The sequence below is a fragment of the Tenacibaculum sp. IB213877 genome, assembly GCF_034043975.1.
In the GTDB taxonomy this organism is placed as follows: Bacteria; Bacteroidota; Bacteroidia; order Flavobacteriales; family Flavobacteriaceae; genus Polaribacter.
The window spans coordinates 138264-162276 of record NZ_JAXCHH010000005.1 but is presented as its reverse complement, the minus strand read 5'-3'; the positions used below and the strand labels follow the sequence as shown (position 1 = coordinate 162276).

General features: G+C 31.1%; 26 protein-coding genes. 13 read left to right on the top strand and 13 right to left on the bottom strand.

Annotated features, from left to right (window positions below):
- From ybeY to SLH33_RS06650, 3 genes are all read left to right on the top strand, one after another.
- On the top strand, positions 1 to 411 hold the full coding sequence (ybeY, locus tag SLH33_RS06660; RefSeq protein ID WP_320418303.1) for an rRNA maturation RNase YbeY: 411 nt from the start codon (positions 1 to 3) through the stop codon (positions 409 to 411).
- Positions 412 to 448: 37 nt separating this feature from the next.
- A complete protein-coding gene (gene mnmG / locus SLH33_RS06655) occupies positions 449 to 2326 on the top strand; it encodes a tRNA uridine-5-carboxymethylaminomethyl(34) synthesis enzyme MnmG (protein ID WP_320418302.1) in 1878 nt (625 codons plus the stop codon).
- Between the two features lie 623 nt (positions 2327 to 2949).
- Positions 2950 to 3804 carry a class I SAM-dependent methyltransferase gene (locus SLH33_RS06650; protein WP_320418301.1) on the top strand — a complete coding sequence of 285 codons (855 nt, stop codon included), beginning with the start codon at positions 2950 to 2952 and terminating at the stop codon, positions 3802 to 3804.
- A gap of 150 nt (positions 3805 to 3954) precedes the next feature.
- On the opposite strand, the gene SLH33_RS06645 is transcribed toward SLH33_RS06650, so the two are convergent.
- Positions 3955 to 4542, bottom strand: coding sequence for a porin family protein (locus tag SLH33_RS06645; RefSeq protein ID WP_320418300.1), 588 nt, complete (start codon positions 4540 to 4542; stop codon positions 3955 to 3957).
- A 105-nt stretch (positions 4543 to 4647) separates the two neighbouring features.
- Positions 4648 to 5046, bottom strand: a complete 399-nt coding sequence (locus SLH33_RS06640; RefSeq protein WP_320418299.1) for a DoxX family membrane protein — start codon at positions 5044 to 5046, stop codon at positions 4648 to 4650.
- Positions 5047 to 5168: 122 nt separating this feature from the next.
- On the opposite strand from SLH33_RS06640, the gene SLH33_RS06635 reads away from it, so the two are divergent.
- From SLH33_RS06635 to SLH33_RS06625, 3 genes are read left to right on the top strand one after another with little or no spacing between them, the layout of a single operon-like run.
- Positions 5169 to 6095 (top strand): SPFH domain-containing protein, encoded by a 927-nt coding sequence (locus SLH33_RS06635; protein ID WP_320418298.1) that lies wholly within the window; start codon positions 5169 to 5171, stop codon positions 6093 to 6095.
- A 41-nt stretch (positions 6096 to 6136) separates the two neighbouring features.
- Positions 6137 to 7228, top strand: coding sequence for a serine hydrolase domain-containing protein (locus SLH33_RS06630; protein WP_320418297.1), 1092 nt, complete (start codon positions 6137 to 6139; stop codon positions 7226 to 7228).
- Between the two features lies 1 nt (position 7229).
- Entirely contained in the window at positions 7230 to 7547 is a 318-nt protein-coding gene (locus tag SLH33_RS06625) for a heavy metal-binding domain-containing protein (protein WP_320418296.1), read from the top strand.
- A 52-nt stretch (positions 7548 to 7599) separates the two neighbouring features.
- On the opposite strand, the gene SLH33_RS06620 is transcribed toward SLH33_RS06625, so the two are convergent.
- The 3 genes from SLH33_RS06620 to SLH33_RS06610 form a co-directional block, all read right to left on the bottom strand.
- On the bottom strand, positions 7600 to 7779 hold the full coding sequence (locus SLH33_RS06620) for a twin-arginine translocase TatA/TatE family subunit (RefSeq protein ID WP_320418295.1): 180 nt from the start codon (positions 7777 to 7779) through the stop codon (positions 7600 to 7602).
- Between the two features lie 37 nt (positions 7780 to 7816).
- Positions 7817 to 8497: a head GIN domain-containing protein gene (locus SLH33_RS06615; protein ID WP_320418294.1), complete on the bottom strand. Its 681-nt coding sequence runs from the start codon at positions 8495 to 8497 to the stop codon at positions 7817 to 7819.
- Between the two features lie 92 nt (positions 8498 to 8589).
- Positions 8590 to 10848, bottom strand: a complete 2259-nt coding sequence (locus SLH33_RS06610) for a ribonuclease R family protein (protein WP_320418293.1) — start codon at positions 10846 to 10848, stop codon at positions 8590 to 8592.
- Between the two features lie 872 nt (positions 10849 to 11720).
- Between SLH33_RS06610 and rpiB the strand changes: the two genes are divergently transcribed.
- On the top strand, positions 11721 to 12155 hold the full coding sequence (gene rpiB / locus SLH33_RS06605; RefSeq protein WP_320418292.1) for a ribose 5-phosphate isomerase B: 435 nt from the start codon (positions 11721 to 11723) through the stop codon (positions 12153 to 12155).
- Positions 12155 to 12595, top strand: a complete 441-nt coding sequence (locus SLH33_RS06600) for a GNAT family N-acetyltransferase (RefSeq protein ID WP_320418291.1) — start codon at positions 12155 to 12157, stop codon at positions 12593 to 12595. Before rpiB ends, SLH33_RS06600 begins: the two co-directional genes overlap by 1 nt.
- A 151-nt stretch (positions 12596 to 12746) precedes the next feature.
- Here the strand turns inward: SLH33_RS06600 and SLH33_RS06595 are convergent, their stop codons facing one another.
- On the bottom strand, positions 12747 to 13322 hold the full coding sequence (locus SLH33_RS06595; RefSeq protein WP_320418290.1) for a pseudouridine synthase: 576 nt from the start codon (positions 13320 to 13322) through the stop codon (positions 12747 to 12749).
- A 111-nt stretch (positions 13323 to 13433) separates the two neighbouring features.
- On the opposite strand from SLH33_RS06595, the gene recA reads away from it, so the two are divergent.
- Together recA and SLH33_RS06585 are read left to right on the top strand one after the other, a co-directional pair.
- Positions 13434 to 14441, top strand: a complete 1008-nt coding sequence (gene recA / locus SLH33_RS06590) for a recombinase RecA (RefSeq protein ID WP_320418289.1) — start codon at positions 13434 to 13436, stop codon at positions 14439 to 14441.
- Between the two features lie 77 nt (positions 14442 to 14518).
- Positions 14519 to 15058, top strand: coding sequence for a GNAT family N-acetyltransferase (locus SLH33_RS06585; protein ID WP_320418288.1), 540 nt, complete (start codon positions 14519 to 14521; stop codon positions 15056 to 15058).
- A 67-nt stretch (positions 15059 to 15125) separates the two neighbouring features.
- Here the strand turns inward: SLH33_RS06585 and dut are convergent, their stop codons facing one another.
- Positions 15126 to 15557: a dUTP diphosphatase gene (gene dut / locus SLH33_RS06580; protein WP_320418287.1), complete on the bottom strand. Its 432-nt coding sequence runs from the start codon at positions 15555 to 15557 to the stop codon at positions 15126 to 15128.
- A gap of 95 nt (positions 15558 to 15652) precedes the next feature.
- Between dut and SLH33_RS06575 the strand changes: the two genes are divergently transcribed.
- From SLH33_RS06575 to SLH33_RS06565, 3 genes are all read left to right on the top strand, one after another.
- Complete coding sequence (locus SLH33_RS06575; protein ID WP_320418286.1) at positions 15653 to 16648, top strand: NAD(P)H-dependent glycerol-3-phosphate dehydrogenase; 996 nt, start codon at positions 15653 to 15655, stop codon at positions 16646 to 16648.
- A 235-nt stretch (positions 16649 to 16883) separates the two neighbouring features.
- On the top strand, positions 16884 to 17543 hold the full coding sequence (locus SLH33_RS06570; RefSeq protein WP_320418285.1) for a hypothetical protein: 660 nt from the start codon (positions 16884 to 16886) through the stop codon (positions 17541 to 17543).
- A 1-nt stretch (position 17544) separates the two neighbouring features.
- On the top strand, positions 17545 to 18321 hold the full coding sequence (locus SLH33_RS06565; RefSeq protein ID WP_320418284.1) for a patatin-like phospholipase family protein: 777 nt from the start codon (positions 17545 to 17547) through the stop codon (positions 18319 to 18321).
- Here SLH33_RS06565 and SLH33_RS06560 read toward each other — a convergent pair.
- The 6 genes from SLH33_RS06560 to SLH33_RS06535 all read right to left on the bottom strand — a co-directional run bounded on the left by SLH33_RS06560 (position 18314) and on the right by SLH33_RS06535 (position 23953).
- Positions 18314 to 19960: a glycerol-3-phosphate dehydrogenase/oxidase gene (locus tag SLH33_RS06560; protein ID WP_320418283.1), complete on the bottom strand. Its 1647-nt coding sequence runs from the start codon at positions 19958 to 19960 to the stop codon at positions 18314 to 18316. The genes SLH33_RS06565 and SLH33_RS06560 overlap by 8 nt on opposite strands.
- Positions 19961 to 20305: 345 nt before the next feature.
- Entirely contained in the window at positions 20306 to 21508 is a 1203-nt protein-coding gene (locus SLH33_RS06555; RefSeq protein WP_320418282.1) for an alcohol dehydrogenase catalytic domain-containing protein, read from the bottom strand.
- Positions 21489 to 21989: a cupin domain-containing protein gene (locus SLH33_RS06550; RefSeq protein WP_320418281.1), complete on the bottom strand. Its 501-nt coding sequence runs from the start codon at positions 21987 to 21989 to the stop codon at positions 21489 to 21491. The genes SLH33_RS06555 and SLH33_RS06550 overlap by 20 nt, the downstream gene beginning before the upstream one ends.
- A gap of 10 nt (positions 21990 to 21999) precedes the next feature.
- Positions 22000 to 22374 (bottom strand): cyclophilin-like fold protein, encoded by a 375-nt coding sequence (locus tag SLH33_RS06545; RefSeq protein ID WP_320418280.1) that lies wholly within the window; start codon positions 22372 to 22374, stop codon positions 22000 to 22002.
- A gap of 71 nt (positions 22375 to 22445) precedes the next feature.
- The gene (locus tag SLH33_RS06540) at positions 22446 to 23009 is read right to left on the bottom strand and encodes a sugar O-acetyltransferase (RefSeq protein ID WP_320418279.1); all 564 of its coding nucleotides are present in this window, start codon (positions 23007 to 23009) and stop codon (positions 22446 to 22448) included.
- 68 nt (positions 23010 to 23077) lie between these two features.
- On the bottom strand, positions 23078 to 23953 hold the full coding sequence (locus tag SLH33_RS06535; RefSeq protein ID WP_320418278.1) for a helix-turn-helix domain-containing protein: 876 nt from the start codon (positions 23951 to 23953) through the stop codon (positions 23078 to 23080).
- Positions 23954 to 24013: the final 60 nt, after the last annotated feature.

Below are 24013 nucleotides of genomic sequence, written 5' to 3'. Positions count from 1 at the left end.
ATGATAGCTTTTAATTATGAAACCGACTTTCAATTAGAGAATGAAGAAAAAACCTCTAATTGGATTTTAGAGTGTATAGAAAAGGAAGGGTTTGAACTAGGTGAAATCAACTATATTTTTTGTGATGATGCTTATTTACACAAAATCAATGTTGAGTTTTTAAACCATGATACCTTAACCGATATTATCAGTTTTGATTACACCATGGGAAAATTAGTAGGAGGAGATATTTTTATTTCAGTTGAAAGAGTTGCAGAAAATGCTAATGATTTTAATGTTTCCTTTGAAAACGAATTACACCGTGTAATTATGCACGGAGTTTTACACTATATGGGTTTTAAAGATAAAACTGAAGAGCAAAAGCAAGAAATGAGAGCAAAAGAAAATGAGTGTTTAGCACTTATTTTTTAAATTAAAAAGTATAAAGTTTCACGTGGAACTATAAAATATGAGTTTATATACAACAACATACGATGTAATTGTAGTAGGTGGTGGTCACGCAGGAAGTGAAGCCGCAGCAGCGAGTGCAAATATGGGCGCAAGAACATTATTAATAACTATGAACTTGCAAAACATAGCACAAATGAGTTGTAATCCGGCAATGGGAGGAATTGCTAAAGGGCAAATTGTACGAGAGATTGATGCGTTAGGTGGTTATAGTGGAATTGTAACCGATAAAACCGCTATCCAATTCAAGATGCTGAATAAATCAAAAGGACCTGCAATGTGGAGTCCGAGAGCACAATCGGATAGAATGCAGTTTGCAGAATGCTGGAGAACGATGTTAGAACAAACAGAAAATTTAGATTTTTATCAAGATTCTGTTAATGGATTAATCTTTGACGGAGATGCTATCGTGGGTGTAAAAACTGCTTTAGGTTTAGAAATAAAAGCTAAAACCGTTATTGTAACCGCAGGAACTTTTTTAAACGGATTAATCCATATCGGAGAAAAAACGTTTGGTGGAGGAAGAGCAGGAGAAAGTGCTTCAACAGGAATTACAGAAGATTTAGTTGCAAAAGGGTTTGAATCGGGTAGAATGAAAACCGGAACGCCACCACGTGTTGATGGTCGTTCGTTAGATTATTCTAAAATGACCGAGCAACCAGGTGATGAAAATCCTGAGAAATTCTCATATTCAAATGTTACGAAACCATTACAACAACAACGCTCTTGTTGGTTAACGTATACCAACCAAGAAACGCATGATTTATTACGTGAAGGTTTTGATCGTTCACCAATGTTTAATGGTAGAATAAAATCTACAGGACCACGTTATTGTCCTTCGGTAGAAGACAAAATTAATCGTTTTGCAGAGAAGGAGCGTCACCCAGTTTTTGTAGAACCAGAAGGATGGAATACAGTTGAGATTTATGTAAACGGTTTTTCTACATCTTTACCAGAGGATGTTCAAGATAAAGCAATTCGTGCGATCCCTGGTTTTGAAAATGTAAAGTTTTTCAGATACGGTTACGCTATTGAATACGATTATTTTCCGCCAACACAATTAAAACATTCTTTAGAAACAAAGTTAATTAATAACTTATTCTTTGCAGGACAAATAAACGGAACTACAGGATACGAAGAAGCAGCGGCTCAAGGATTGATGGCAGGAGTAAATGCTGCATTAAAAGTTCAAGAAAAAGAACCTTTTGTTTTAAAAAGAAGTGAAGCATATATCGGAGTTTTAATTGACGATTTGATTACAAAAGGAACAGAAGAACCTTATAGAATGTTTACTTCACGTGCAGAGTATAGAACTTTGTTACGTCAAGATAATGCTGATTTACGTTTAACTGAAAAAGCTTACAATATTGGTTTGGCTTCTCAAGAACGAATGGATAGAGTAGCAGAGAAGAAAACAAAAACGGAGAACTTAATTCAGTTTATAAAAGAATTAAGCATTACCCAAGAAGATGTGAATCCTTTATTAGAATCAAAAGGATTAGCAACTATAAATCAGTCAATGAAATTATTTAAAATCGCAGCAAGACCACAATTAGAATTTAACGATTTTAGAGTTATTGAAAAGCTTGAAAACTATATTGAAGAAAACGAAATTGATAATGAAATTATTGAACAAGTTGAAATTTACCTAAAGTATTCTGGATATATTGAAAAGGAAAAGAGCAACGCTGATAAGTTAAATAGATTAGAAAACGTTCCGATTCCATCAAAGTTTGACTATACAAAAGTAAAATCATTATCCTTTGAAGCTCGTGAAAAATTAAGTAAAATTCAACCCACGAGCATTTCACAAGCGAGTAGAATAAGTGGAGTATCTCCAAGTGATATTTCCGTTTTACTGGTTTATATGGGTAGATAAAAAATAAAAATATCTTTCAAAAAATTAAAACGTTCCACATGGAACGTTTTTTTATTTATAGTAATTTAATAAATCATATTAATCTATCCATATAAATAACAATCTTTAGTAAAACTTTTAAGAAAAGAAGTTATCTTAAATATAACACTATTACAGTTATATTACTCTTTAATTTATCTATCTAAAACATAATCTACTTAAATATATTTTAAACTATAGAAATGTTCCATGTGGAACGTTTTATAATTGATAGTAGTTTTATAAAAAATAGTGATTTGTATAGTAACATTACATATCTAAAATTAAAAAAAGAAAAAGAGAAATTACAACTTGTATTTACATTAAATAATAGAAGAAGAAACACTATTTTTGACAGCGATCATATTTTAAAGTTTTAATCTTGTATGTAAAAATATGATTCAATAATTATAACAATAGAAGAGAAGAAATAAAAAAATAAAAAACTAATAATAGGTGTTAGAATAAACAGAATTACAATTAAAAATCCTGACGATTATAATATCACCATCTCAAAGAAACAAAATGTTCCCCGTGGAACAATAGAACTAAAAATAAAAACCAAACATGTTCCACATGGAACATTTAAAATATATAACAGATTGATGACACAATCAGAACTAGAAAAAAACTTACAACCATTCTTAATATGTAGAGATCATACGGTATCTCAACAAGATTTTAAAGTAATGACAAATGAAGAGTGGGAGCTTTTAGTCACACAACCGATACCAGAAAATCTTGGAGATTTTTATAAAAGTGAAGATTATATATCACATACCGATAGCAAAAAAACTCTAATAGATAAACTATACCAAGCTGTAAGAAATCACACGTTAAAAAAGAAATTAAAACTCATCAATTCTTTTAAAACTGAATCGAAATCATTATTAGATATTGGCTCAGGAACAGGCGATTTTTTAATTACCTGTAAAAATAATGGATGGCAAGTAAAAGGTGTTGAACCTAATGAAAAAGCTAGAAACATATCATTAACTAAAAATTTAGTTATAAATAGTAGTTTAGAGGAAATTAAACATGAAAAATTTGATGTAATTACACTGTGGCATGTTTTAGAACATGTACCAAATTTAATAGAGTACATTACTAAAATAAAATCGTTATTAAAAGATGATGGTGTATTGATAATTGCTGTTCCAAACTATAAAAGTTACGATGCTAAATATTACAAACAATTTTGGGCTGCTTATGATGTACCAAGACATGTTTGGCATTTTTCAAAGAACTCAATCAAAAAAATATTTTCTGATTTTAATATGAAGTTGGAAAAAGTATTACCCATGAAATTTGATTCATTTTATGTTTCATTATTGTCAGAGAAATACAAAACAGGAAAAATGAATTCAATCAATGCTTTTTACCAAGGTTTATTATCCAATTTAAAAGCAATATCAACAAAAGAGTATTCATCACACATTTATATCCTTAAAAAACACTAAAATTAATTTTAAATAATTAATAAACCATCTTTATAAGATAAACGATAAAACACCTTACTTAAAAATAAAAACCTCTTAAAACGTCAATTTTAAGAGGTTTTTTAATTACCATAACTAATAACAAATAAACTAACTATAAATATATTCTATTTACAGATTAAATCCTAATGATGCAGCAAATACACTATTTTTTGGGTTTGAATCTGAATCATTTTCTAATCCATCAAAAACACCATTAAGTCCAAATCCATAACGAGCATTTAAGAAAACTTTTTCTCCCAATTTAAAACCTAAACCTAAGTTCATAGAATAGTCAACACTATTAAAAGTATCATCATCATTAAAAATAATATTTCCAACTTCAATATCATCATTAACTAAAAAACCAATTTGAGGTCCAGATTCTAAATAAAATCCTTCAGTTAAGTAAAATTTAAGCATTACAGGAACGTTAATATAATCTAATTGTACTTTTCCATCAATACCATCAGATTCGTTATTTACACCTTGAGATGAATATAAGACCTCTGGTTGAATGCTAAAATGATCGCTTACTTTAAATTCATTAAAAATACCCACATGGAAAGAAGTTCTGATACTTTCTGATTCTACTTCTTCTTCAAATGATTTTTCAAAATTGGTAAGATCTGATAAGTTTAAACCACCTTTAATACCAAATCCTTGTGCACTCAACATAGTAGTAAAAAGAGCACATATAATAAAAATACCTTTACTCATAATAATCTTGTTTTTAAATTAATATACAGCAAAAGTATTTTTAAATAAGTTTAAGAATTAACTTAAAAAAAATTAATGTTGACTCATACAATAAGAAGATGGATGTTATTTCTGCAATAAATACATACCTAAAACAGTTACTATAAAATATACTGCTAAACTCATAGCACCAGCATAATCTTTTGCTAAACGTTGACCAATTAATAAGAAAACCAAAGTTAAAGCAGAAAGTTGAACACCGTATAAGGCCATTTCTGAACTACCAACAGTAGCCAATTGAAAAACACCCACAAACATTAAAGCGCCGGCTACTAATTCCATTACCAAGATAATTGCCAATAACAAAGGAACAGAGTTTTTAAAAGGTGAATTTTTAAAATGATCTTTTATGAATGATAAGTTTCCATTCCAGTCAGTCACTTTATCAATACCTGATTGTAGAAAAGTAACGATTAAGAAAAGTAATATTAAAATTTCTGTAGCGTGTTTTAGTAATAGTTCCATATGATTGATTTTTAACAAATATAATTTTTATTATAAGAGTATGTAACATTTCTTAAAAATTGCGTCATATAGCTAGCTATATAAATAGTATCTTTAACAACAATAAATTAAAAAATTAGACTATGCCATTCATTATCCCAATTCTATTTTTAGGTTTAATTATCTTATTTTCTGCTTTTTTCATTGTAAAGCAACAAACAGCTGCTGTTATGGAGCGATTTGGTAAATTTCATAGTATTCGTCAATCCGGATTACATATAAAAATTCCGTTAGTTGATAGAATCGCTGGTAAATTAAGCCTTAAAATTCAACAATTAGATGTAATTGTTGAAACAAAAACCTTAGACGATGTATTTGTACGTTTAAAGGTATCAGTACAATATAAGGTAATTAAAGACAAAGTATATGATGCTTTTTATAAGTTAGACTATCCTCACGACCAAATTACTTCATATGTATTTGATGTAGTACGTGCAGAAGTACCAAAAATGAAATTAGACGATGTGTTTGTAAAGAAAGATGATATTGCTATTGCTGTAAAAACTGAATTAAATGATGCTATGATTGAATATGGTTATGATATCATTAAAACATTAGTAACAGATATTGATCCGGATGCACAAGTAAAAGCAGCTATGAACCGCATTAATGCAGCAGAACGTGAAAAGATTGCTGCTCAATACGAAGGTGATGCACAACGTATTTTAATTGTGGAAAAAGCAAAAGCTGAAGCTGAAAGTAAGCGTTTACAAGGACAAGGTATTGCAGATCAACGTCGTGAAATTGCACGAGGTTTAGAAGAATCGGTAGAAGTATTAAATAAAGTAGGTATTAACAGTCAAGAAGCTTCTGCATTGATTGTTGTTACGCAACACTATGATACGTTACAAGCCATTGGTGAAGAAACCAATAGTAACTTAATTTTATTACCAAATTCACCTCAAGCGGGTAGTAATATGCTAAACGATATGGTTGCTAGTTTTGCCGCAAGTAATCAAATAGGAGAAGCGATGAAAAAACAAAATAAAAAGAACGATAACGACGAATAATAACTCTAAATCCCGAAGCTAATCTTCGGGATTTTTTTATCATGAAAAACATCAAACTACTACTCATACTATTTATAAGTGTAATATTTAATAGCTGCTCTTCTGAAAAAATAAAAAAGCCAGAAAGTGACTTAAATATAGGTAATGATGATCATCTTGAACTTATAAACAAATACGTAGCAAATTTTCCAAATAAAACTAACATAGCAATTGCTATTATTAATGAAAATGGAACAAATTACTATGGGATTTTAAGAGAAAATGACACCTTAAAAAGCATTATTAATAAAGACAAAGTTTACGAAATTGGTTCTATTTCAAAAGTGTTTACCAGTACTTTATTATCATATAATATATATAAGAAAACAATTAATTTAGATGATAAATTAGGTAGTTTCTTTAATTTTGAACTTAATGAAGGTGAAAATATTACTTTACAACAATTAGCTAATCATACATCTGGTTTAGCAAGAATTCCTAGTAATATGCCTATAAAATCAATGATTAGCAAAAACCCATATAAACAATATACTTCTGAAAATATTGAAGAGTTTCTAAAAGAAAAGGTAAAATTAAAATATAAAACCGGAGAAAAAAACAAATATTCAAATTTAGGTGCAGGTCTTTTGGGTTATATTCTAACTAAGAAGAATAACAAAAGTTATGAAGAGCTATTGCAAGAAATTATTTGTAAACCTTTACAAATGACCAATACAACAACTTTAAGAGAAAAAATTAAAGAGGAAAATTTAGTAAAAGGATTGAATAAAAAAGGAAAAGAAACCTCTAATTGGGATTTTACAGATGCTCTAGTAGGTGCTGGAGGTATTAAATCATCAGTAGTTGACTTAGAAAAATTCGTTCGTAAAAACTTTGAAAATGATTCTATTTATAACTTAACACATCAAAAAACGTATGCTGTAAATGATAAAATGGAGATTGGTTTAGGTTGGCATATATTTGGTGGGGATAGTGTATTATGGCATAATGGTGGTACTGGCGGATATAGGTCTTGTATGGCTTTTAATAAGGATAAAAAAACAAGTGTAATTGTCTTATCCAACGTTTCATCTTTTAATAAAAAAAGTAATAATATTGATAAACTATGCTTTGAATTAATTAAAAATAATTAACATGATTATAACAACCACACATACTATAGAAAATCAACCTGTACAACAGTATTTAGGTATTGTAACCGGTGAAACTATTATTGGTGCAAATTTTATTAAAGACTTTTTTGCAGGTATTAGAGATATTGTTGGAGGTAGATCTGGCTCGTATGAAAAAGTATTAAGAGAAGCCAAGGACGGTGCAATGAAAGAAATGATAGAAAGAGCAAATAAACTAGGTGCTAATGCAATTGTAGGTATTGATTTAGATTATGAAACTGTGGGACCTAATGGAGGAATGCTTATGGTAACTGCTTCAGGAACTGCCGTAAGAGTATAACACAAAAAAATCCGAAGTAAATTACTTCGGATTTTTATTATGTTTAGAAAGCTTATTCTTCAGTTTTCTTTTCATCTTCTTTAGTAGCATCTTTAAATTCTTTGATACCAGAACCTAAACCTCTCATTAATTCAGGGATTTTCTTTCCACCAAATAATAATAAAACAAGTACAACCACAACAGCAATTTGCCAAGGTCCTACCATTCCTAAAAATATAAATAATGCGTTCATTTGATCTTAATTTAGAGCTACAAAGATACTAAATTCTTTAGTTACGTTGTTCAATTGTACCACCAATCACAGTTTTTTCTTTAAAAACCTCAGGATTTCCTTTGTAAAAAATAGTTCCACCAAAACTAACCTTAGCATCAACTGTTTCTCCTGCTAAAATTTCTGCTTTAGCTCCTGATCCTGCTTTTACCATAGATACATCAGAAACTTCCATATTATAACCATGATAAGTACTACCTAAATCAACATTGATATCTTGGTTTTTAGATGTACCTGAAAGCTTAATTACACCTCCTGAAGATGCTTTTACATACAAATGTTTAGTGTTTATCACCAAATTAATAAAAGCTCCTTCTTGTGCCTTTATATCAATTTTTGGTTGATCAATCTCTTTTCCTGTAATAGTTGCTCCTTCATTGGCATCAATTACTAAAATATCTTTATTAAAAAATAACGTTGCTTTTACTTCGCCTTCTGCCATCGTTTCAGGAAAACGTAAAGATATTTTTAGCGTTCCATCGGTTTCTTCTTTGATTTTTACCTTTTCTGCCTTTGACCCGGTAATTTCAATACTTTGTTTATCTGACTTTACCAATTCTAAGTCTATACCATTATATACTTTTAACGTAGTAAAATCATTCAAAACCTTGTTAATTGTAGTTTGTGCATGTGTATTAACTATTACTAGTAACACACTGAAAAACAATAACTTTTTCATAATATATACATTTATGTTTTGATAAACTCTCAACAATTATACCAACTCAAAAATTTACTGATTAGTATTAAAAAGTGGAAATATAATTTAAATTAATGAGAGATCAATTCAAAATCTAAATGTTTACGTTCTAAATCTGTATGTTTTACTTTTACTACTACTTCATCTCCTAACTGAATGATATCTTGTGTAGCTTGACCTACAACAGCATACTGCGCTTCATCATAAATATAGTAATCATCTTTTATATCACGAATACGAACCATTCCTTCACACTTATTTGAAATGATTTCAACATACAATCCCCATTCGGTAACTCCAGAAACTACCCCAGCAAATTCTTGATCTTTATGATCTTCCATATATTTTACTTGCATGTATTTGATAGAATCTCTTTCGGCTTTAGAAGCTAATTCTTCCATTTTTGAAGAATGTTTACACTTTTCTTCATACACTTCTGCTTTTGGCGATTTACCGCCATCTAAGTAATGTTGTAGCAAACGATGTGTCATCACATCAGGATAACGACGAATAGGTGATGTAAAATGACTATAATAATCAAAAGCTAATCCGTAGTGACCAATGTTTTGTGTGGTATATTCAGCTTTACTCATCGATCGGATTGCTAAGGTTTCTACCATATTTGCCTCTCCTTTTCCATGAACATCTGCTAATAATTTATTTAAACTCTCAGATGTTGATTCACGAGTTTCGGTATCAATCTTATATCCAAACTTACTTACAATGTTTTGCAAAGAAGCTAATTTTTCAATATCGGGTTCGTCATGCACACGATATACAAACGTTTTATTACTTGGTCTGCCTTTGTCTTTACCTATAAATTCTGCTACTTTTTTGTTAGCAAGTAACATAAATTCTTCAATCAATTTATTAGCATCTTTAGCTTCTTTAAAGTAGACACCTATTGGTTCAGAATTTTCATTTAAATTAAATTTTACTTCAACTTTATCAAATGAAATAGCACCAGCTTTCATACGTTTTGCACGCATTTTTTTTGCTAATTCATCTAATTTTATAATAGCTTCAACAATTGGCTGATCAACTGTATATTCTTCACTGGTTAAAGAAACATCGGCGGGAATACTATTTTTTAAAGATGAGATTCCTACCTTCGCAGGAATGACATTATTAGATTTATCTTGATTCTCTAACACGTTTTGTTCAATTAACGCTTGTGCTTCTTCATAAGCAAAACGCTTGTCAGAATACGTTACCGTTCTACCAAACCATTGTTTGATAACATTGGCTTTTTCATCCATTTCAAAAACCGCAGAAAACGTTAATTTTTCTTCATTAGGTCGCAGTGAACATACGCCGTTACTCAACATTTCAGGTAACATTGGCACTACTCTATCAACTAAATACACCGAAGTTGCTCTATCATATGCTTCATCATCTAAAATAGTTTTTGGTTGTAAATAATGAGAAACATCAGCAATATGAATTCCTATTTCATAGTTTCCATTCTCTAATTTTGTGAAGGATAAAGCATCATCAAAATCTTTTGCATCTTTAGGATCGATAGTGAAAGTTAAATCACCACGCATATCTCTTCGCTTTGCAATTTCTTCTTGTGTAATTTCAATTGGTAAACTTTGCGCTTCTTTTTCAACTTCAGTTGGAAATTCATAAGGAAGTCCGTATTCTAATAAAATAGAATGAATTTCTGTATCATGTTCTCCTGGTTTACCTAAAACTTGTGTGATTTTTCCAAACGGATTTTTAGAATTATCAGGCCAATCAGTAATTTTAGCTAACACTTTGTCTCCATCTTCTGCACCACCTAATTTACTTTTAGAAATAAAAATGTCGGCATACATTTTATAATTATCAGGAATGACAAAACCAAAATTTTTACTCATTTGAAGTGTTCCTACAAACTCAGTTTTAGCTCTCTCTAAAACTTCAACTACATCGGCTTCCAGTTTCTGGTTTCTACGTTTATGATACACATATACCCTTACCGTATCATCTTGTAATCCTTTGTTTAAATTTACAGCTGGAACGAAAATATCTTCTTCAAAATCATCACAAATAAAATATCCATTACCATTTGATGTTAAATCAAGTGTACCAACATGGTATTTTCTATCCTCGTTGATTTTATATTTTCCTTTCTCAACTTCAACCACTTTATGATTAGCTGCTAATTCTGCCAATTTTTTAATGATCTGATTTCTACCATCAGTGTCTACTACTCCAATTTTAGAAGCAATTTGCTTGTAGTTATAAGTTTTGTTGCTATCTTCATTCAAGATTTTGAAGATCTTTCTTGTGAGATCTTTAATTACTCTTCCTTTCTTTTTATATATTTTTTTCTTTTTAGACATCTATTTTTATTGTGTTTATAACTTCAACCAAATTACGAAGAATTTATGGGATACCACTTTCTTAAAAAAATCTTAATAAAAATGTAACGTTTCTTAAATTTATTCGTCTTTACAGTATAATCAACTACTTCATAGTGAAAAACTTACGTAAAATAATACTTTTATTTGTTCTGATATTCATAACGGGTATCATTATAACTGTTGTAAGTATAAACACTACGCTTAACAAAAAAAGTCCGTCGCAAACCTTAAAAACAAAACAAGACACACTTTTATTGATCAAAGCTGAAAAGAAATCAGTTTAATTTCTTTTTAATCTTCATTTCAAACAAAAAGGATATTAACAGTTATCAACACTTAATAACATTATTATTTTTCTTCTTTAAAAATTTAAAAAAAATTTGATTGTTATTATAGGTTGTTAATTTGTAGAATAAATTGTGTTTTTAAAATTTTGATTTTTGATTTATTAAAACTATTTAACAAGTTATTGAAATAATAATATCTTTAAAATCAATATAAAATAAGAGTTATTAACAAAAGTTATAAACAGTAATTCACTAATTTTTATGAAAAGAAAACTTCAGATTTTATGTAAAGAACTAGTTAATTTTTTGTTGATAAATGTTCATTAAAATCTCAAAAAAAAAGTTGCATAACTAAAGTTAATTCTTGTATTGTAATTTTTTTTAAATAACTCAAATATATTTTTAAAAATATATGATTAGTTCTTAACAATTAAAGAATGCTTGTTAATTCCTTTATTTTTAAGAGGTTATTAAGAAGCGTAAAAAAAGCATTGTTAATTACTGTTGATAACCGTTAATAACTGTATTTTTGTGTAACATAACACAACTTAAAATCAATACATTATGACAATTGCCATTGGAAATGACCATGCAGGTACCGAATACAAGTTTGAAATTATAAAATTATTAGAAGAAATGGGTCATAAAGTTATCAACTTTGGAACTAATGATACCAACAGTATGGATTATCCAGATACCATTCATCCAACTGCAGAAGCTGTAGAAACAGAGCAAGCAGATTTAGGAATTATTTTATGCGGAAGTGGTAACGGAGCTCAAATGACTGCTAACAAACACCAAGGGATTCGTGCTGCTTTGTGTTGGAATAATGAATTGGTTGCTTTAGCACGCCAACATAATAATGCTAATATTTTAACCATTCCAGCTCGTTTTGTTTCTCTTCAACAAGCCTTGGAGTTTGTAAAAATATTTCTTACTACAGAATTTGAAGGTGGTAGACATCAAAATAGAGTTGAAAAAATAGCGTGTGAATGTTAATGAAATTTAAAGTAAAAACATTTAACCAATTAACAACTTCAGAACTGTATGATATTTTACAATTACGTTCTGAAGTTTTTGTTGTTGAACAAAATTGTGTGTATCAAGATATTGATGGCAAAGATCAAAAAGCGCTTCATATTTTAGGTATTAAAAATAATAAATTAATAGCGTATACACGTTTATTTAAAGGTGGAGATTATTTTGATGAAGCGAGCATTGGTAGAGTTGTTGTAAAGCAATCAGAAAGAAAATATGGTTACGGACATGATTTAATGAAATTTTCTATTGAAACCATAGAAGAAAAATTTAATACTTCTACAATTAAAATTGGAGCACAAACTTATTTACAAAAGTTTTATGAAAGTCATGGTTTTAAAAAAATAGGTAAAGAATATATTGAGGATGGAATTCCGCATATTCATATGGTAAAAGAGTAACTATTTTTTCTTGTTCATCTTATAAATAAGGTAGGCAAAACCTACTATAAAATGAAATACAATAATTCCGGCAACTATATAAATAAAAGTGTTTGAGTTGTTCATAATACCCAAAATTACTTCTAATTTATATGAAATAAAGTGATAAATGTTACATTAAAGAATCAACCTCTCTAACTTCTCCTACTTGCAAATCACCTAACAAAATTGATCCTACTCTAACTCTAACTAAACGAAGAGTTGGATGCCCCACGGCAGATGTCATTTTACGTACTTGTCTAAATTTTCCTTCGGTTAAGGTAACCGATATCCAACTTGTAGGTCCGTGTCTGTCATCACGAATTTTTTTAGAGCGTTCAGGAAAATTAGGAATGTCAATCTTTTTAACAATACATGGTTTAGTTATGTATTTTTTACCATCAAAACCAATTTCTACACCTTTTTGTAATTCCTTAACGTCTTCCTCAGAAATTTCTCCGTTCACCTGTACATAATATTCTTTTTCAACATTGCCAGATGTGGTAAAATAATCGCTTACTTTACCATTAGTAGTTAATAATAATAATCCTTCAGATTTTACATCTAATCTACCCACCGCCATTGTATTTTCAGGAAAATCAAAATCTAATTCGCCTAATAATTTATGTTTATTTTTTGCCTGATTCGTAATAAACTGTGATAAAAAACCATACGGTTTATGAATGATAAAATGACGATGTTTTTCCATAAAAAATAACAACTATAAGCAACAAAAATAACAAACAAAAAAGTATAAAAAAGGTAGCATACTTTTTCATAACTTAGCATCTCTTATTTATGAACATTTTTAGCAAATTTTATGGCAGCAGATAAAGAAAAAGAAGCGAAACTAAAAGCGCTTCAACTTACATTAGATAAATTAGATAAGTCTTACGGAAAAGGAACCGTAATGAAAATGGGTGATAAAGTGGTTGAAGAGGTAGATGCTATTTCTTCAGGTTCTTTAGGGTTAGATTTAGCTTTAGGTGTAGGAGGATATCCTAGAGGAAGAATTATTGAAATTTACGGACCAGAATCTTCAGGTAAAACTACCTTAACTTTACATGCTATTGCTGAAGCTCAAAAAGCAGGAGGTATTGCTGCTTTTATTGATGCAGAACATGCTTTTGACCGTTTTTATGCACAAAGTTTAGGAGTTGATATTGATAACTTAATTATTTCGCAACCAGATCATGGTGAGCAAGCTTTAGAAATTGCTGATAATTTAATCCGTTCAGGAGCTATTGATATTGTAATTATTGACTCGGTTGCTGCCTTAACACCAAAATCAGAAATTGAAGGTGAAATGGGTGATTCTAAAATGGGATTACATGCTCGTTTAATGTCACAAGCGTTACGTAAATTAACAGCAACCATTAGTAAAACCAATTGTACGGTAGTATTTATCAACCAATTGCGTGAAAAAATTGGTGTTATGTTTGGTAATCCAGAAACAACAACGGGTGGTAATGCTTTAAAATTTTATGCATCGGTTCGTTTAGATATTCGTAAGAGAACTCAAATTAAAGACGGAGATAGAGTTATTGGAAACAGTACAAAAGTAAAAGTGGTAAAAAATAAAGTAGCACCACCTTTTCAAACAGCTGAATTTGATATAATGTATGGACAAGGTATTTCTAAAGTTGGTGAAATTTTAGATATTGGTGTGGAATTAGGAATTGTTAAAAAAAGTGGTTCTTGGTTTAGTTATGGAGATACAAAATTAGGTCAAGGAAGAGATGCTGTAAAAGGATTAATTAAAGATAATCCTGAATTAGCAGAAGAGCTTGAAAATAAGATTAAAGAAGCTATTGAAAATCAAGAGTAAAATATAACACAAGATATTTTATAGTTCAAAATTTAAACTGTTGTGAATTTCTCACAGCAGTTTTTTATTTTTAATAAATGATTACCATTTCAAAAAACCTATTGTTACAACCTATTACAATTAATAATTATAAAGAATTGTATAAGTTGATGCAGAAAATATATCCACCGGCATATGCTAACTATTGGAAAGATGGAGGTAAATGGTATGTTGAAAATCAATATTCAGAAGAAAATATAACACAAGAACTAACACAAGATAATTCAGACTATTTTTTTATTTTTTTTAATAATAAAATCATCGGAATTTTACGATTAGTTTGGAATTTAAATACGGATTATAAACAGGATGAAAGTTTTGTAAAATTACATCGTTTATATATAGATCAACAAATTCAAAACCAAGGAATAGGAAAAAAAATTATGATTTGGTTAGTCAATTATATAACTGAAAAAGGTTTTGAAAAGCTATGGTTAGAAGCTATGGAAAAACAACCACAAGCACTTCATTTTTATAAAAAATATAATTTTAAGGAAGTAGATAAAGTTTTTATTGAATTTCCTTTGGTTTATGATGATTACCGAGGAATGTATAAAATGGTAAAAGAACTAAAATAAAAATCCGAAGTTTTAGCTTCGGATTTTATGTCACCTTGAGCGAAGTCGAAAGGTCTCATATTAGATTTTATACTCCAGTACTACCAAAACCTCCTGCACCACGATCGGTTTCGTTTAAAATAGCTACTTCTTGCCAGTTTACACGTTCGTGTTTTGCAATAACCAACTGAGCAATGCGTTCACCATCATTCACTATAAAATCTTCATTAGATAAATTCACTAAAATCACTCCTATTTCACCTCTATAATCGGCATCTACAGTTCCAGGTGAGTTTAATACAGTAATTCCTTTTTTGGCAGCGAGTCCGCTTCGCGGACGTACCTGTGCTTCATACCCTTGCGGCAATGCTATAAATAACCCTGTTTTAACAATAGCTCTTTCCAAAGGTTTTAAGGTAATAGCTTCTTCAATATTGGCGCGTAAATCCATACCAGCAGATCCTTCTGTTTCGTATGTAGGAATCTGATGTTTAGATTTGTTAATTATTTGTACGTTCATTTGGGTTGTTTTAATAATCTTTCAAAGATAATATATCTTAAAGTACTTCGCTTAAATTTTAGATTTCTTAATTTTGTAATACAAACAAACAAATAATGAGTAATCAACCCAAAATAGCAGTTTTAGGAGGAGGTAGTTGGGCAACAGCAATTATTAAAATGTTGTCAGAAAATTTAGAAACTATCGGGTGGTATATGCGCAGTGTATATGCTATTGAGCATATAAAACGTAATAAGCACAATCCTAATTATTTAAGTTCTGCAGAGTTGCATCCTGAGCAGCTAGATTTGTCTGATGATATGAATAAAATTATTGATAATTATGATGTATTAATTTTTGCAATACCTTCAGCATTTTTATATACTGAATTAAAAAAGCTTACAGTTTCATTAGAAAACAAAATTGTGTTTTCAGCAATTAAAGGAATTGTACCAGAATCTGGTTTGATTGTGGGTGAGCATTTTCATGACCACCACAATATACCTTTTGAAAATATAGGTGTTATTACTGGACCATGTCATGCAGAAGAAGTTGCTATGGAACGTTTATCATATTTAACATTAGCATGTCAAGACGAAGAAAAAGCTAAAGAACTTAGTAAATATATATCGGGAAGATATATTAAAACAAAAATTTCGGATGATATTATTGGTACTGAATATGCAGCTATGTTAAAAAATATTTATGCTATTGCAGCAGGTATTGCTCATGGTTTAGGGTATGGAGATAATTTCCAGTCGGTATTAATGAGCAATGCTATAAGAGAAATGAAACGTTTTATAAAAAAGGTTCATAAAATGAAACGAAATATTAATGATTCTGCTTATTTAGGAGATTTATTAGTAACAGGTTATTCCGTTTTTAGTAGAAACCGAATGTTTGGTAATATGATTGGTAAAGGCTACACGGTAAAATCAGCAATGATGGAAATGAGTATGGTGGCAGAAGGTTACTATGCTACTAAAAGTGCCTATGAAATTAACCAAGAAAACGGTGCTAAAACCCCAATTATAGATGCTGTTTATAACGTTTTATATGCAAAAAAAGAAGCGAAAGACGAGTTTGAAAAGTTAACAAATAAGTTAAATTAATCATTTACATATTTGACTTTGTGGTAGTTTAAGTATTAAACCCTTCATAAATACTTAAAAAATTATAACTCGCCTATCGCAAAAAATTGTTTTAGTTGTATTGCGTCTATTAACAATAAATCAAAGTTAACTTAAAAAACGAATTATCAAAATAATAATACTTTTATTTTTAAATGTAACTTATATTATTAAACTTATTATATTTGTTTTACTACAAAAAGTTTAATTTTAAACAATGAAAACTATTCAGGAAGCGGTAGAAATAACTATCCGTAAAACACCTTTTATTGAAGAGGCTTTAAATGAAAAGCTTATCAATGTTTCTTCACTAGCTCGTATTATTATGCCAGAAGTAGCAAAATTGCTAAAAAAAGATGTTAAAGTAGGGGCAGTTATGATGGCTATTAATAGGTTATCTCCTGTTAATGAGCTTAGAATAAGAAAGAACATAAAAAAACTAGCTTTAAATTTAGGAGATGTTATAGTTCGCTCAGATTTATGTGATTTTACGTTTAAAATTTCACCAACTTTATTCAAAAAAATCGCCGCTATTTTAGGAGAAGCATCAGATAATAATGATTTATTTTTAACAGTTTCTCAAGGGATTTTTGAAACCAATATAGTAGCTAGTAAAAGCTTACAACCAATGATTAATAAAATCTTTGAAAAAGAACAATTGATCAATAATGTAAACGATTTAGCCTCTATAACTATTAAATTACCTAAGGAAAACTTAGAGCAATCAGGAATTTATTATTTTATTCTAAAACAATTTGCTTGGGCAAATATTTCGGTACAAGAAGTTATTTCTACCACTCATGAAATGACTATTGTGGTTAAAGAAGAAGATGTAAATGAAACGTTTGCTATTTTAATGGATCTAAAACTGAATTAAAATGCCATTTCAAAAACCATTTTGTTTAGCATTATCGGGCGGAGGAACAAAAGGATTAGCTCATGCCGGTGTTCTTCAATTTTTAGATGAACAAAAAATAACAATTGATAAAATTTCAGGTACCAGTGCAGGTTCTATTGTAGGAGGGTTGTATGCTGCTGGAAAAAAACCAGAAGAAATTTTAGAGTTTTTTAAATCGGTACCCTTATTTAGTTGGAAGCATTTTACCATTTCTAAACCAGGAATTATTGATTCTAAAGCATTTAAACATTATTTTAAAAATTTTATTGGTAATGATATTTTAATAGGAGAAACCAACATTCCTATATATATCACAGCCACAGATTTGGTGAGTGGTAACTTGAAAATTTTTAATAAAGATGAAAGATTAATCGATGCTATCTTAGCATCATCCTCTGTTCCAGGAGTATTTTCGCCAGTAAAAATTGGAGATAACTTGTATGCTGATGGCGCTATTTTAAATAATTTTCCTACAGATCTTTTACAAACCGATTGTAACTATTTATTAGGCGTTTATGTAAGTCCGTTACAAGAACTTTCAGTAAAGCAGATATCTACCATTAGAGCAGTAACTTCACGCTCTTTTGAGTTGTTAGCAGTAAAAGAAATGATACTGAAAAGAAAATATTGTGATGAAATTATTGAGCCAAAAGCATTGAGTAAATACAATACGTTTGAAACCAATGCTAAGAAAATGGATGAAATTTTTGAGATTGGTTATCAAGAGGCAAAAAAAGTTTTAACTCCTGTTATTTAAAATTGATAGCTAATTCTATTTTCTCATTCAGTTCCTCGGTATATTTTTTGATTTGTGAAGCATCCCATGAAAAATAGTTTGTAAACTCCTGTTGTACAAAATCTTTATAAGTATCTACACTTGGTTTGTCAAAGAATAATCTACCTGTTCTACGCATAAAAAAGTCGGTTGGTGTACAAGTCATTTCATGTTGCACAGTAAACCAAACTTCCGCTTTTAGTAAGCGTTTTTCAGCATTTTCTTCAGTTAATTCATCAAACTTGTCTAATACAATATCGGTTTGTTTTCCGTAGTTATGCACCAAATATTCAGCATCTTTTTTACTTAAACCATCTTGTTTAATTTGTTTATAAACTTGTTTGATGTACAGATTTACCGATTTATAATTTTGAAAAGGACCGCCAGCTAAAATGATATCTTCTGTTTGAATAGGTTCAAACTCGGTTTCGTACTTCTTTTTATACTTTTTAGCAACCAAATCCACAATACGTTCCGACATTTTTCGGTACCCGGTTAGCTTCCCTCCTGCAATGGAAATCAACTCGCTATCCGAAACAAAAATTTCGTCTTTTCTTGATAATTCTGAAGCCGATTTTCCTTCTTCATGAATCAACGGACGTAGTCCTGCCCAAGAAGATTGAATATCTTCCATGGTTAATTCAATATCAGGGAACATATTATTTACTGCGGAAATTAAGTAAGCAGCATCTACCAATTCGGTTTTAATAGCATCTAAACTGTCGCTGTAATTTGTATCTGTAGTACCAAAATAGGTTACTTTTCCTCTTGGAATAGCAAACATCATTCTACCATCAGGAATATCAAAATATACCGACTGTTTTACAGGCAATTTTTCAAAAGGAACCACTAAATGTACCCCTTTGGTTAAGTGCAAACGACTTCCGTTTTTAGACTTGTTAATTTCACGCAGATCATCCACCCAAGGTCCGCAAGCATTCACCACATATTTAGCGTTGATGTTGTAGGTTTCATCCGTAAAAACATCTTTAACTTTTGCTCCTGTAACACGTTTTTTAGTGTAGATAAAATCCGTTACTTCTGTATAATTTACAATGGTAGCGTCGTACTGACTAGCAGTTTTCAAAATTTCAATAGTTAAACGAGCATCATCGGTTCTATATTCTGCATAAAAACCGGCTCCGTTTAAAATTTCTTCTGGTAGCAAAGGTTCTTTTTCTAATGCCTCTTCTTTGTCTAACATTCGGCGTTTATCATCACCTTCTACCGATGCTAAAATATCGTATACTTTTAATCCGATGGATGTTAACCACGAACCGTAGGTTCCGCCTTCAATAAGTGGTAAGATCATTTTCTCCGGAATTACCAAATGAGGCGCTAACTTATGCACAATTGCACGCTCTGTACCTACTTCTTTTACCAACCAAAAATCGAACTGTTTTAAATAACGAAGTCCGCCATGAATAAGCTTGGTAGACTTGCTGGAAGTACCTGAAGCAAAGTCGTTTTTCTCTACCAAGGCAACTTTCATTCCTCTGGATGCTGCATCTAAAGCGATACCTGCACCGGTGATTCCACCACCAATAATTAAGAGATCAAACTCGGTGGTTTGCAGTTCTTTTTTAATGTTTTTTCGGTTGAAGAAAGAAAAGTTGTTCATAGTCTTTTTTACAAAAATAAAGTCCTTAAAAATAAGGACTTTTCTACGAAACAAAAATGTTTTTTTGATTATTAAAATGATTGTGTTTCGCTATTAGGCTCGCATAAACGCAATAGTGGATTTAAAGAAGCATAATTTTAGGAATACAAGTTACTTAATTTAAAGCAAAAACGGTTCGAGTTTACACTCAAACCGCTATTGCGTTGATACATTGTTAGTTACTGGATTTTTTATTCAGTCCGATGCTTTTTGGTCGGTAGAAGTAAGCTCTTTTCAATTTTTTGATTCTACGATGGCTCGAGCGAATTGCAAATGTGCTTACTTATGTGTCGGGTTTTGTATTGTTTAAAATGTAGAAGCATCAATTACATATCGATAGCGAGCTTCTTTATTTACTACTTTTTTCCAAGCCTCATTAATTTGGTCAGCTTTAATGATTTCGATTTGTGGATAAATTTTATTTTCTGCACAGTAGTCCACGACCTCTTGTGTATCCTTGATTCCTCCAATTAATGAGCCGTTAAAGTTTACTCGATTGAAAATCATATTAAAATTGTTTATTTCCAATGCTCCGCCAACAGGCTGTCCAACTTGAGTGAAATAACCGTAAGGTTTAACACAATCAATGTAGGGCGACATTTCGTAGGCGTACGGAACTGTAGAAATCATATAGTCCAATTTTCCTTTCCAAGGTGCTAAATCTTCTGAATTGGTAACTACAACGGCTTCCTTTGCTCCAAACCTTTTTATGTCCTCAATTTTCTCTTGTGAAGTCGTAAAGGCATACACTTCCGCACCTTTAGAAACTGCCAACTGAATCGCCATATGTCCTAAACCACCAATTCCGACAACACCGACTTTATGATTTTCTTTCATTGCGTCAAATTGCATCATTGGTGAATATGTTGTAATGCCAGCACAAAGCAATGGTGCAGCATACTTTAACTCGATACTTTCAGGGATTTTTATGGCATAATGGTCTCTTACCACCACGTTGTTTGCGTAACCGCCTTGGGTAATACCACTTGGCTCTCTTTTGTCTGGGTAGCCATAAGTGAACAAAGTATCTTGCTGATACTGTTCTTCATTTTCACAAGTGGTACAGCCGTCAACCATACAACCAACGCCTGCCTTATCGCCAACTTTAAATTTGGTTACATTTCGACCTACTGCGGTTACGATGCCTGCAATTTCGTGTCCTGGAACTTGTGGGTATTGTTGCGGACCCCAATGACCCTGTATTTGGTGGATATCTGAATGACAAATGCCCGAAAACTTAATTTCAATTAAAATGTCGTTGTCGCCAACGGGTCTGCGTTCAAATTCCCAAGCAGTTAACGGATTTTTATCGTTTGTTCCTGCATAACCTTTTGATTTAATATTATTGCTCATTGTATTATTTTTTTGATTTTGTGAAAAGAGTGAAAATGTTGGCACGATTGCTAATCCTGCACCTACTACTGCCGAAGTTTTGATGAAATCCCTTCGGCTTTTGTCCTGATTTGATATTTTTTTCGCTTCCATTTTTTTACTTTTTGTATTGTTCATCTGTTACAGCTTCTTGCCAATCAACAATTCCTTTTTCGATATTGGGAACGATGTAAAGTTGCTGTAAACCAACATCAGGACTTGCTCCGTGCCAATGGCGAGCGTTTGGTGGACATTTAATTACATCTCCTTTTTTGATGGTCTCAATAGATTGACCCTCAATTTGATGATATCCAACGCCATCGGTAATAATCAAAATTTGACCTGCTGGATGCGAATGCCAATTGCTTCTTGCTCCTGGTTCAAAATACACGTTGCCTACAGCTGTAGTAAATGTAGAATCAGGTGCTACCAAACCAATATTGTAAGCATTTCCTGTAAATAAGTCGGCTGAACCTTTTTCGCCTTTTGGAAAAATAGCATTCAGTTCTTTGTTGTCAGTTTTCATATCGTCTTCTTTTTTTTTGGTGTTTGAATTGCAAGCAGAAATCATTAATAGAATTCCTGTGAATGCTGCTATTACTTTGATGTTCGTTTTCATTTTTAATAATTTAATTTTCTAATTCGATTTTTACAGTTACAGAACCATTTACCTTAAAATGCTCTATTCCGTCTATTATTTTTCCTAAAGAAATCAGTCCATTTGCATAGCCAAAATCTTTATAAAACAAGGCAATATTTCCCCAAGGTGCATAATAGGTTAAATCGCCTACTGATGGGTCAAAGCCTTTTGGTGCATCTTTGGTTGTCAATTTTTTAGAGGGCGTAAAGACTTTTTCTGTATTTGCGTAGTCATCTAACTGAACTGTTAAGGGAAACATAGAGACAAAATCTCTGCTTGTTGGGTTGTCGTATAAAATGGCGGTTGCTATTTTATCGTTTATGGTGATTTTTAGTTTCATAGTATCTTGTTTTGCAATGTTCATTTCTGTTCGCTTTTCAAAGGCATAAAGTTGTGTGCAACACAAAGCGAAAATCAATATGTAAAACAGTTTCTTCATTCTATATTCTTTATGAGTTTCGCAGGAATTCCTCCCACAATTGCATTGTCCGGTACATCTTTAGAAACTACCGCACCTGCGGCAACTATTGAATTCTCGCCAATAGTTACACCCTGCATAATTGTAGCGTTTGCTCCAATCCAAGCGTTTCTTTTAATATGAATAGGTTTAGAAAGAAGTGCGTGTCTTTCAGTTGGGTTAATAGGATGCCCTTCTGTAAGCAGGCTTACATTCGGTGCAATTAATACATCATCTTCAATGGTGATGCCTCCCAAATCTAAAAACGTACAATTGAAATTGATAAACACATTCTTTCCGATTTTGGTGTGTTTACCATAATTGATATACAAAGGCGTGAAAATAGCTGTGCTTTTGTCTATTTCTGAACCAATTATTTGTTCCAATAGCTCTCTTACATCATTAAGATTGGTGGAGTTATTCATTTTGGCTACCAACTTAATGGTTGCGAAGGAAGCATCTCTCAACTCTTTGCGTTCAAAGTCGTTGGCGGAAATGGTTTCTCCGTTCTTTAGTCGTGTGAAAATTGTTGATTGTTCCATCTTTGTATTTAATGATACAAAGTTGGTGACTTTTAAAGGCTATTTGTTAATGATATTCAAACCAAGGATTAAGAATTTAAAACCTTTTCAAGTCTAATAGCAGAAGGATTCGTGCCTGTTTGTTTTTTGAAAAAGTTGTTGAAGTAGGTTGGATATTCAAATCCCAAAGCATAGCCTATTTCAGAAATGTTCCAATTGGTATGCTGTAAAATAGCTTTTGCTTCATTTATAATTCGTTCCGAAATGAGTGTGGTTGTAGTTTTTCCAGTTACGTTTTTTACAGAACGATTTAAATAATTTACATGTACCGAAAGGGTTTTTGCATAGTCCCTTGCGGTTCGCAATTGAAGTGGATTTTCTGGACTTTCAACTGGAAATTGACGTTCCAACAATTCCATAAAAACGGTGGTCAGTCGCTCTGCTCCACTTTTTTCTTGGTTGAAGTTTTCCGAAGGTTTTAGTTTTAAGGATTCGTGTAGAATCAACTCGATGTAATTTCGTATCAACTCGTCTTTATGTTCATATTCAGATTGTTGTTCCTCAATCATTTTCTGAAAGATACTATTTAGAAACTGCCTTTGATTTTCAGAAATTTCTAGAATAGGTGTTCCACCCATTTTAAATAAGAGTGATTTTTGCAATTTCTCCGAATGTTTTGAAGGCATTAAAAAATCTTCTGAAAACAATACCGTATAACCAACGTATTTAGTGGAAAGAGTTTCCCAAGAATAAGGAACATTTGGGTTTCCGAAAAATAAGATTGTTCCATCAGCTTCATAACTTCTGTGGGAATAATGAATTTTACTTTTCCCAGTTGTCAAACAGATTTTATAGAAATCTTTTCTGCTGTAAATTCGTGTTGCATTTCTATCATCTTCTATTTGGAAGACGTTGAAACCTTTTAGCTTTAATTCATTATTGTATATAGACAAACTTCTTGACATAATGCAAAGTTAAGGAATTCAAATCAGTAATTCTGTTATTGGATGAAATTGGGTTTTTTG

Excerpts from the sequence above, each read along its gene's own strand:
- ybeY (WP_320418303.1), top strand. The coding sequence starts at position 1 with ATGATAGCTTTTAATTATGAAACCGACTTTCAATTAGAGAATGAAGAA.
- mnmG (WP_320418302.1), top strand. The coding sequence starts at position 449 with ATGAGTTTATATACAACAACATACGATGTAATTGTAGTAGGTGGTGGT.
- SLH33_RS06650 (WP_320418301.1), top strand. The coding sequence starts at position 2,950 with ATGACACAATCAGAACTAGAAAAAAACTTACAACCATTCTTAATATGT.
- SLH33_RS06645 (WP_320418300.1), bottom strand. The coding sequence starts at position 4,542 with ATGAGTAAAGGTATTTTTATTATATGTGCTCTTTTTACTACTATGTTG.
- SLH33_RS06640 (WP_320418299.1), bottom strand. The coding sequence starts at position 5,046 with ATGGAACTATTACTAAAACACGCTACAGAAATTTTAATATTACTTTTC.
- SLH33_RS06635 (WP_320418298.1), top strand. The coding sequence starts at position 5,169 with ATGCCATTCATTATCCCAATTCTATTTTTAGGTTTAATTATCTTATTT.
- SLH33_RS06630 (WP_320418297.1), top strand. The coding sequence starts at position 6,137 with ATGAAAAACATCAAACTACTACTCATACTATTTATAAGTGTAATATTT.
- SLH33_RS06625 (WP_320418296.1), top strand. The coding sequence starts at position 7,230 with ATGATTATAACAACCACACATACTATAGAAAATCAACCTGTACAACAG.
- SLH33_RS06620 (WP_320418295.1), bottom strand. The coding sequence starts at position 7,779 with ATGAACGCATTATTTATATTTTTAGGAATGGTAGGACCTTGGCAAATT.
- SLH33_RS06615 (WP_320418294.1), bottom strand. The coding sequence starts at position 8,497 with ATGAAAAAGTTATTGTTTTTCAGTGTGTTACTAGTAATAGTTAATACA.
- SLH33_RS06610 (WP_320418293.1), bottom strand. The coding sequence starts at position 10,848 with ATGTCTAAAAAGAAAAAAATATATAAAAAGAAAGGAAGAGTAATTAAA.
- rpiB (WP_320418292.1), top strand. The coding sequence starts at position 11,721 with ATGACAATTGCCATTGGAAATGACCATGCAGGTACCGAATACAAGTTT.
- SLH33_RS06600 (WP_320418291.1), top strand. The coding sequence starts at position 12,155 with ATGAAATTTAAAGTAAAAACATTTAACCAATTAACAACTTCAGAACTG.
- SLH33_RS06595 (WP_320418290.1), bottom strand. The coding sequence starts at position 13,322 with ATGGAAAAACATCGTCATTTTATCATTCATAAACCGTATGGTTTTTTA.
- recA (WP_320418289.1), top strand. The coding sequence starts at position 13,434 with ATGGCAGCAGATAAAGAAAAAGAAGCGAAACTAAAAGCGCTTCAACTT.
- SLH33_RS06585 (WP_320418288.1), top strand. The coding sequence starts at position 14,519 with ATGATTACCATTTCAAAAAACCTATTGTTACAACCTATTACAATTAAT.
- dut (WP_320418287.1), bottom strand. The coding sequence starts at position 15,557 with ATGAACGTACAAATAATTAACAAATCTAAACATCAGATTCCTACATAC.
- SLH33_RS06575 (WP_320418286.1), top strand. The coding sequence starts at position 15,653 with ATGAGTAATCAACCCAAAATAGCAGTTTTAGGAGGAGGTAGTTGGGCA.
- SLH33_RS06570 (WP_320418285.1), top strand. The coding sequence starts at position 16,884 with ATGAAAACTATTCAGGAAGCGGTAGAAATAACTATCCGTAAAACACCT.
- SLH33_RS06565 (WP_320418284.1), top strand. The coding sequence starts at position 17,545 with ATGCCATTTCAAAAACCATTTTGTTTAGCATTATCGGGCGGAGGAACA.
- SLH33_RS06560 (WP_320418283.1), bottom strand. The coding sequence starts at position 19,960 with ATGAACAACTTTTCTTTCTTCAACCGAAAAAACATTAAAAAAGAACTG.
- SLH33_RS06555 (WP_320418282.1), bottom strand. The coding sequence starts at position 21,508 with ATGAACAATACAAAAAGTAAAAAAATGGAAGCGAAAAAAATATCAAAT.
- SLH33_RS06550 (WP_320418281.1), bottom strand. The coding sequence starts at position 21,989 with ATGAAAACGAACATCAAAGTAATAGCAGCATTCACAGGAATTCTATTA.
- SLH33_RS06545 (WP_320418280.1), bottom strand. The coding sequence starts at position 22,374 with ATGAACATTGCAAAACAAGATACTATGAAACTAAAAATCACCATAAAC.
- SLH33_RS06540 (WP_320418279.1), bottom strand. The coding sequence starts at position 23,009 with ATGGAACAATCAACAATTTTCACACGACTAAAGAACGGAGAAACCATT.
- SLH33_RS06535 (WP_320418278.1), bottom strand. The coding sequence starts at position 23,953 with ATGTCAAGAAGTTTGTCTATATACAATAATGAATTAAAGCTAAAAGGT.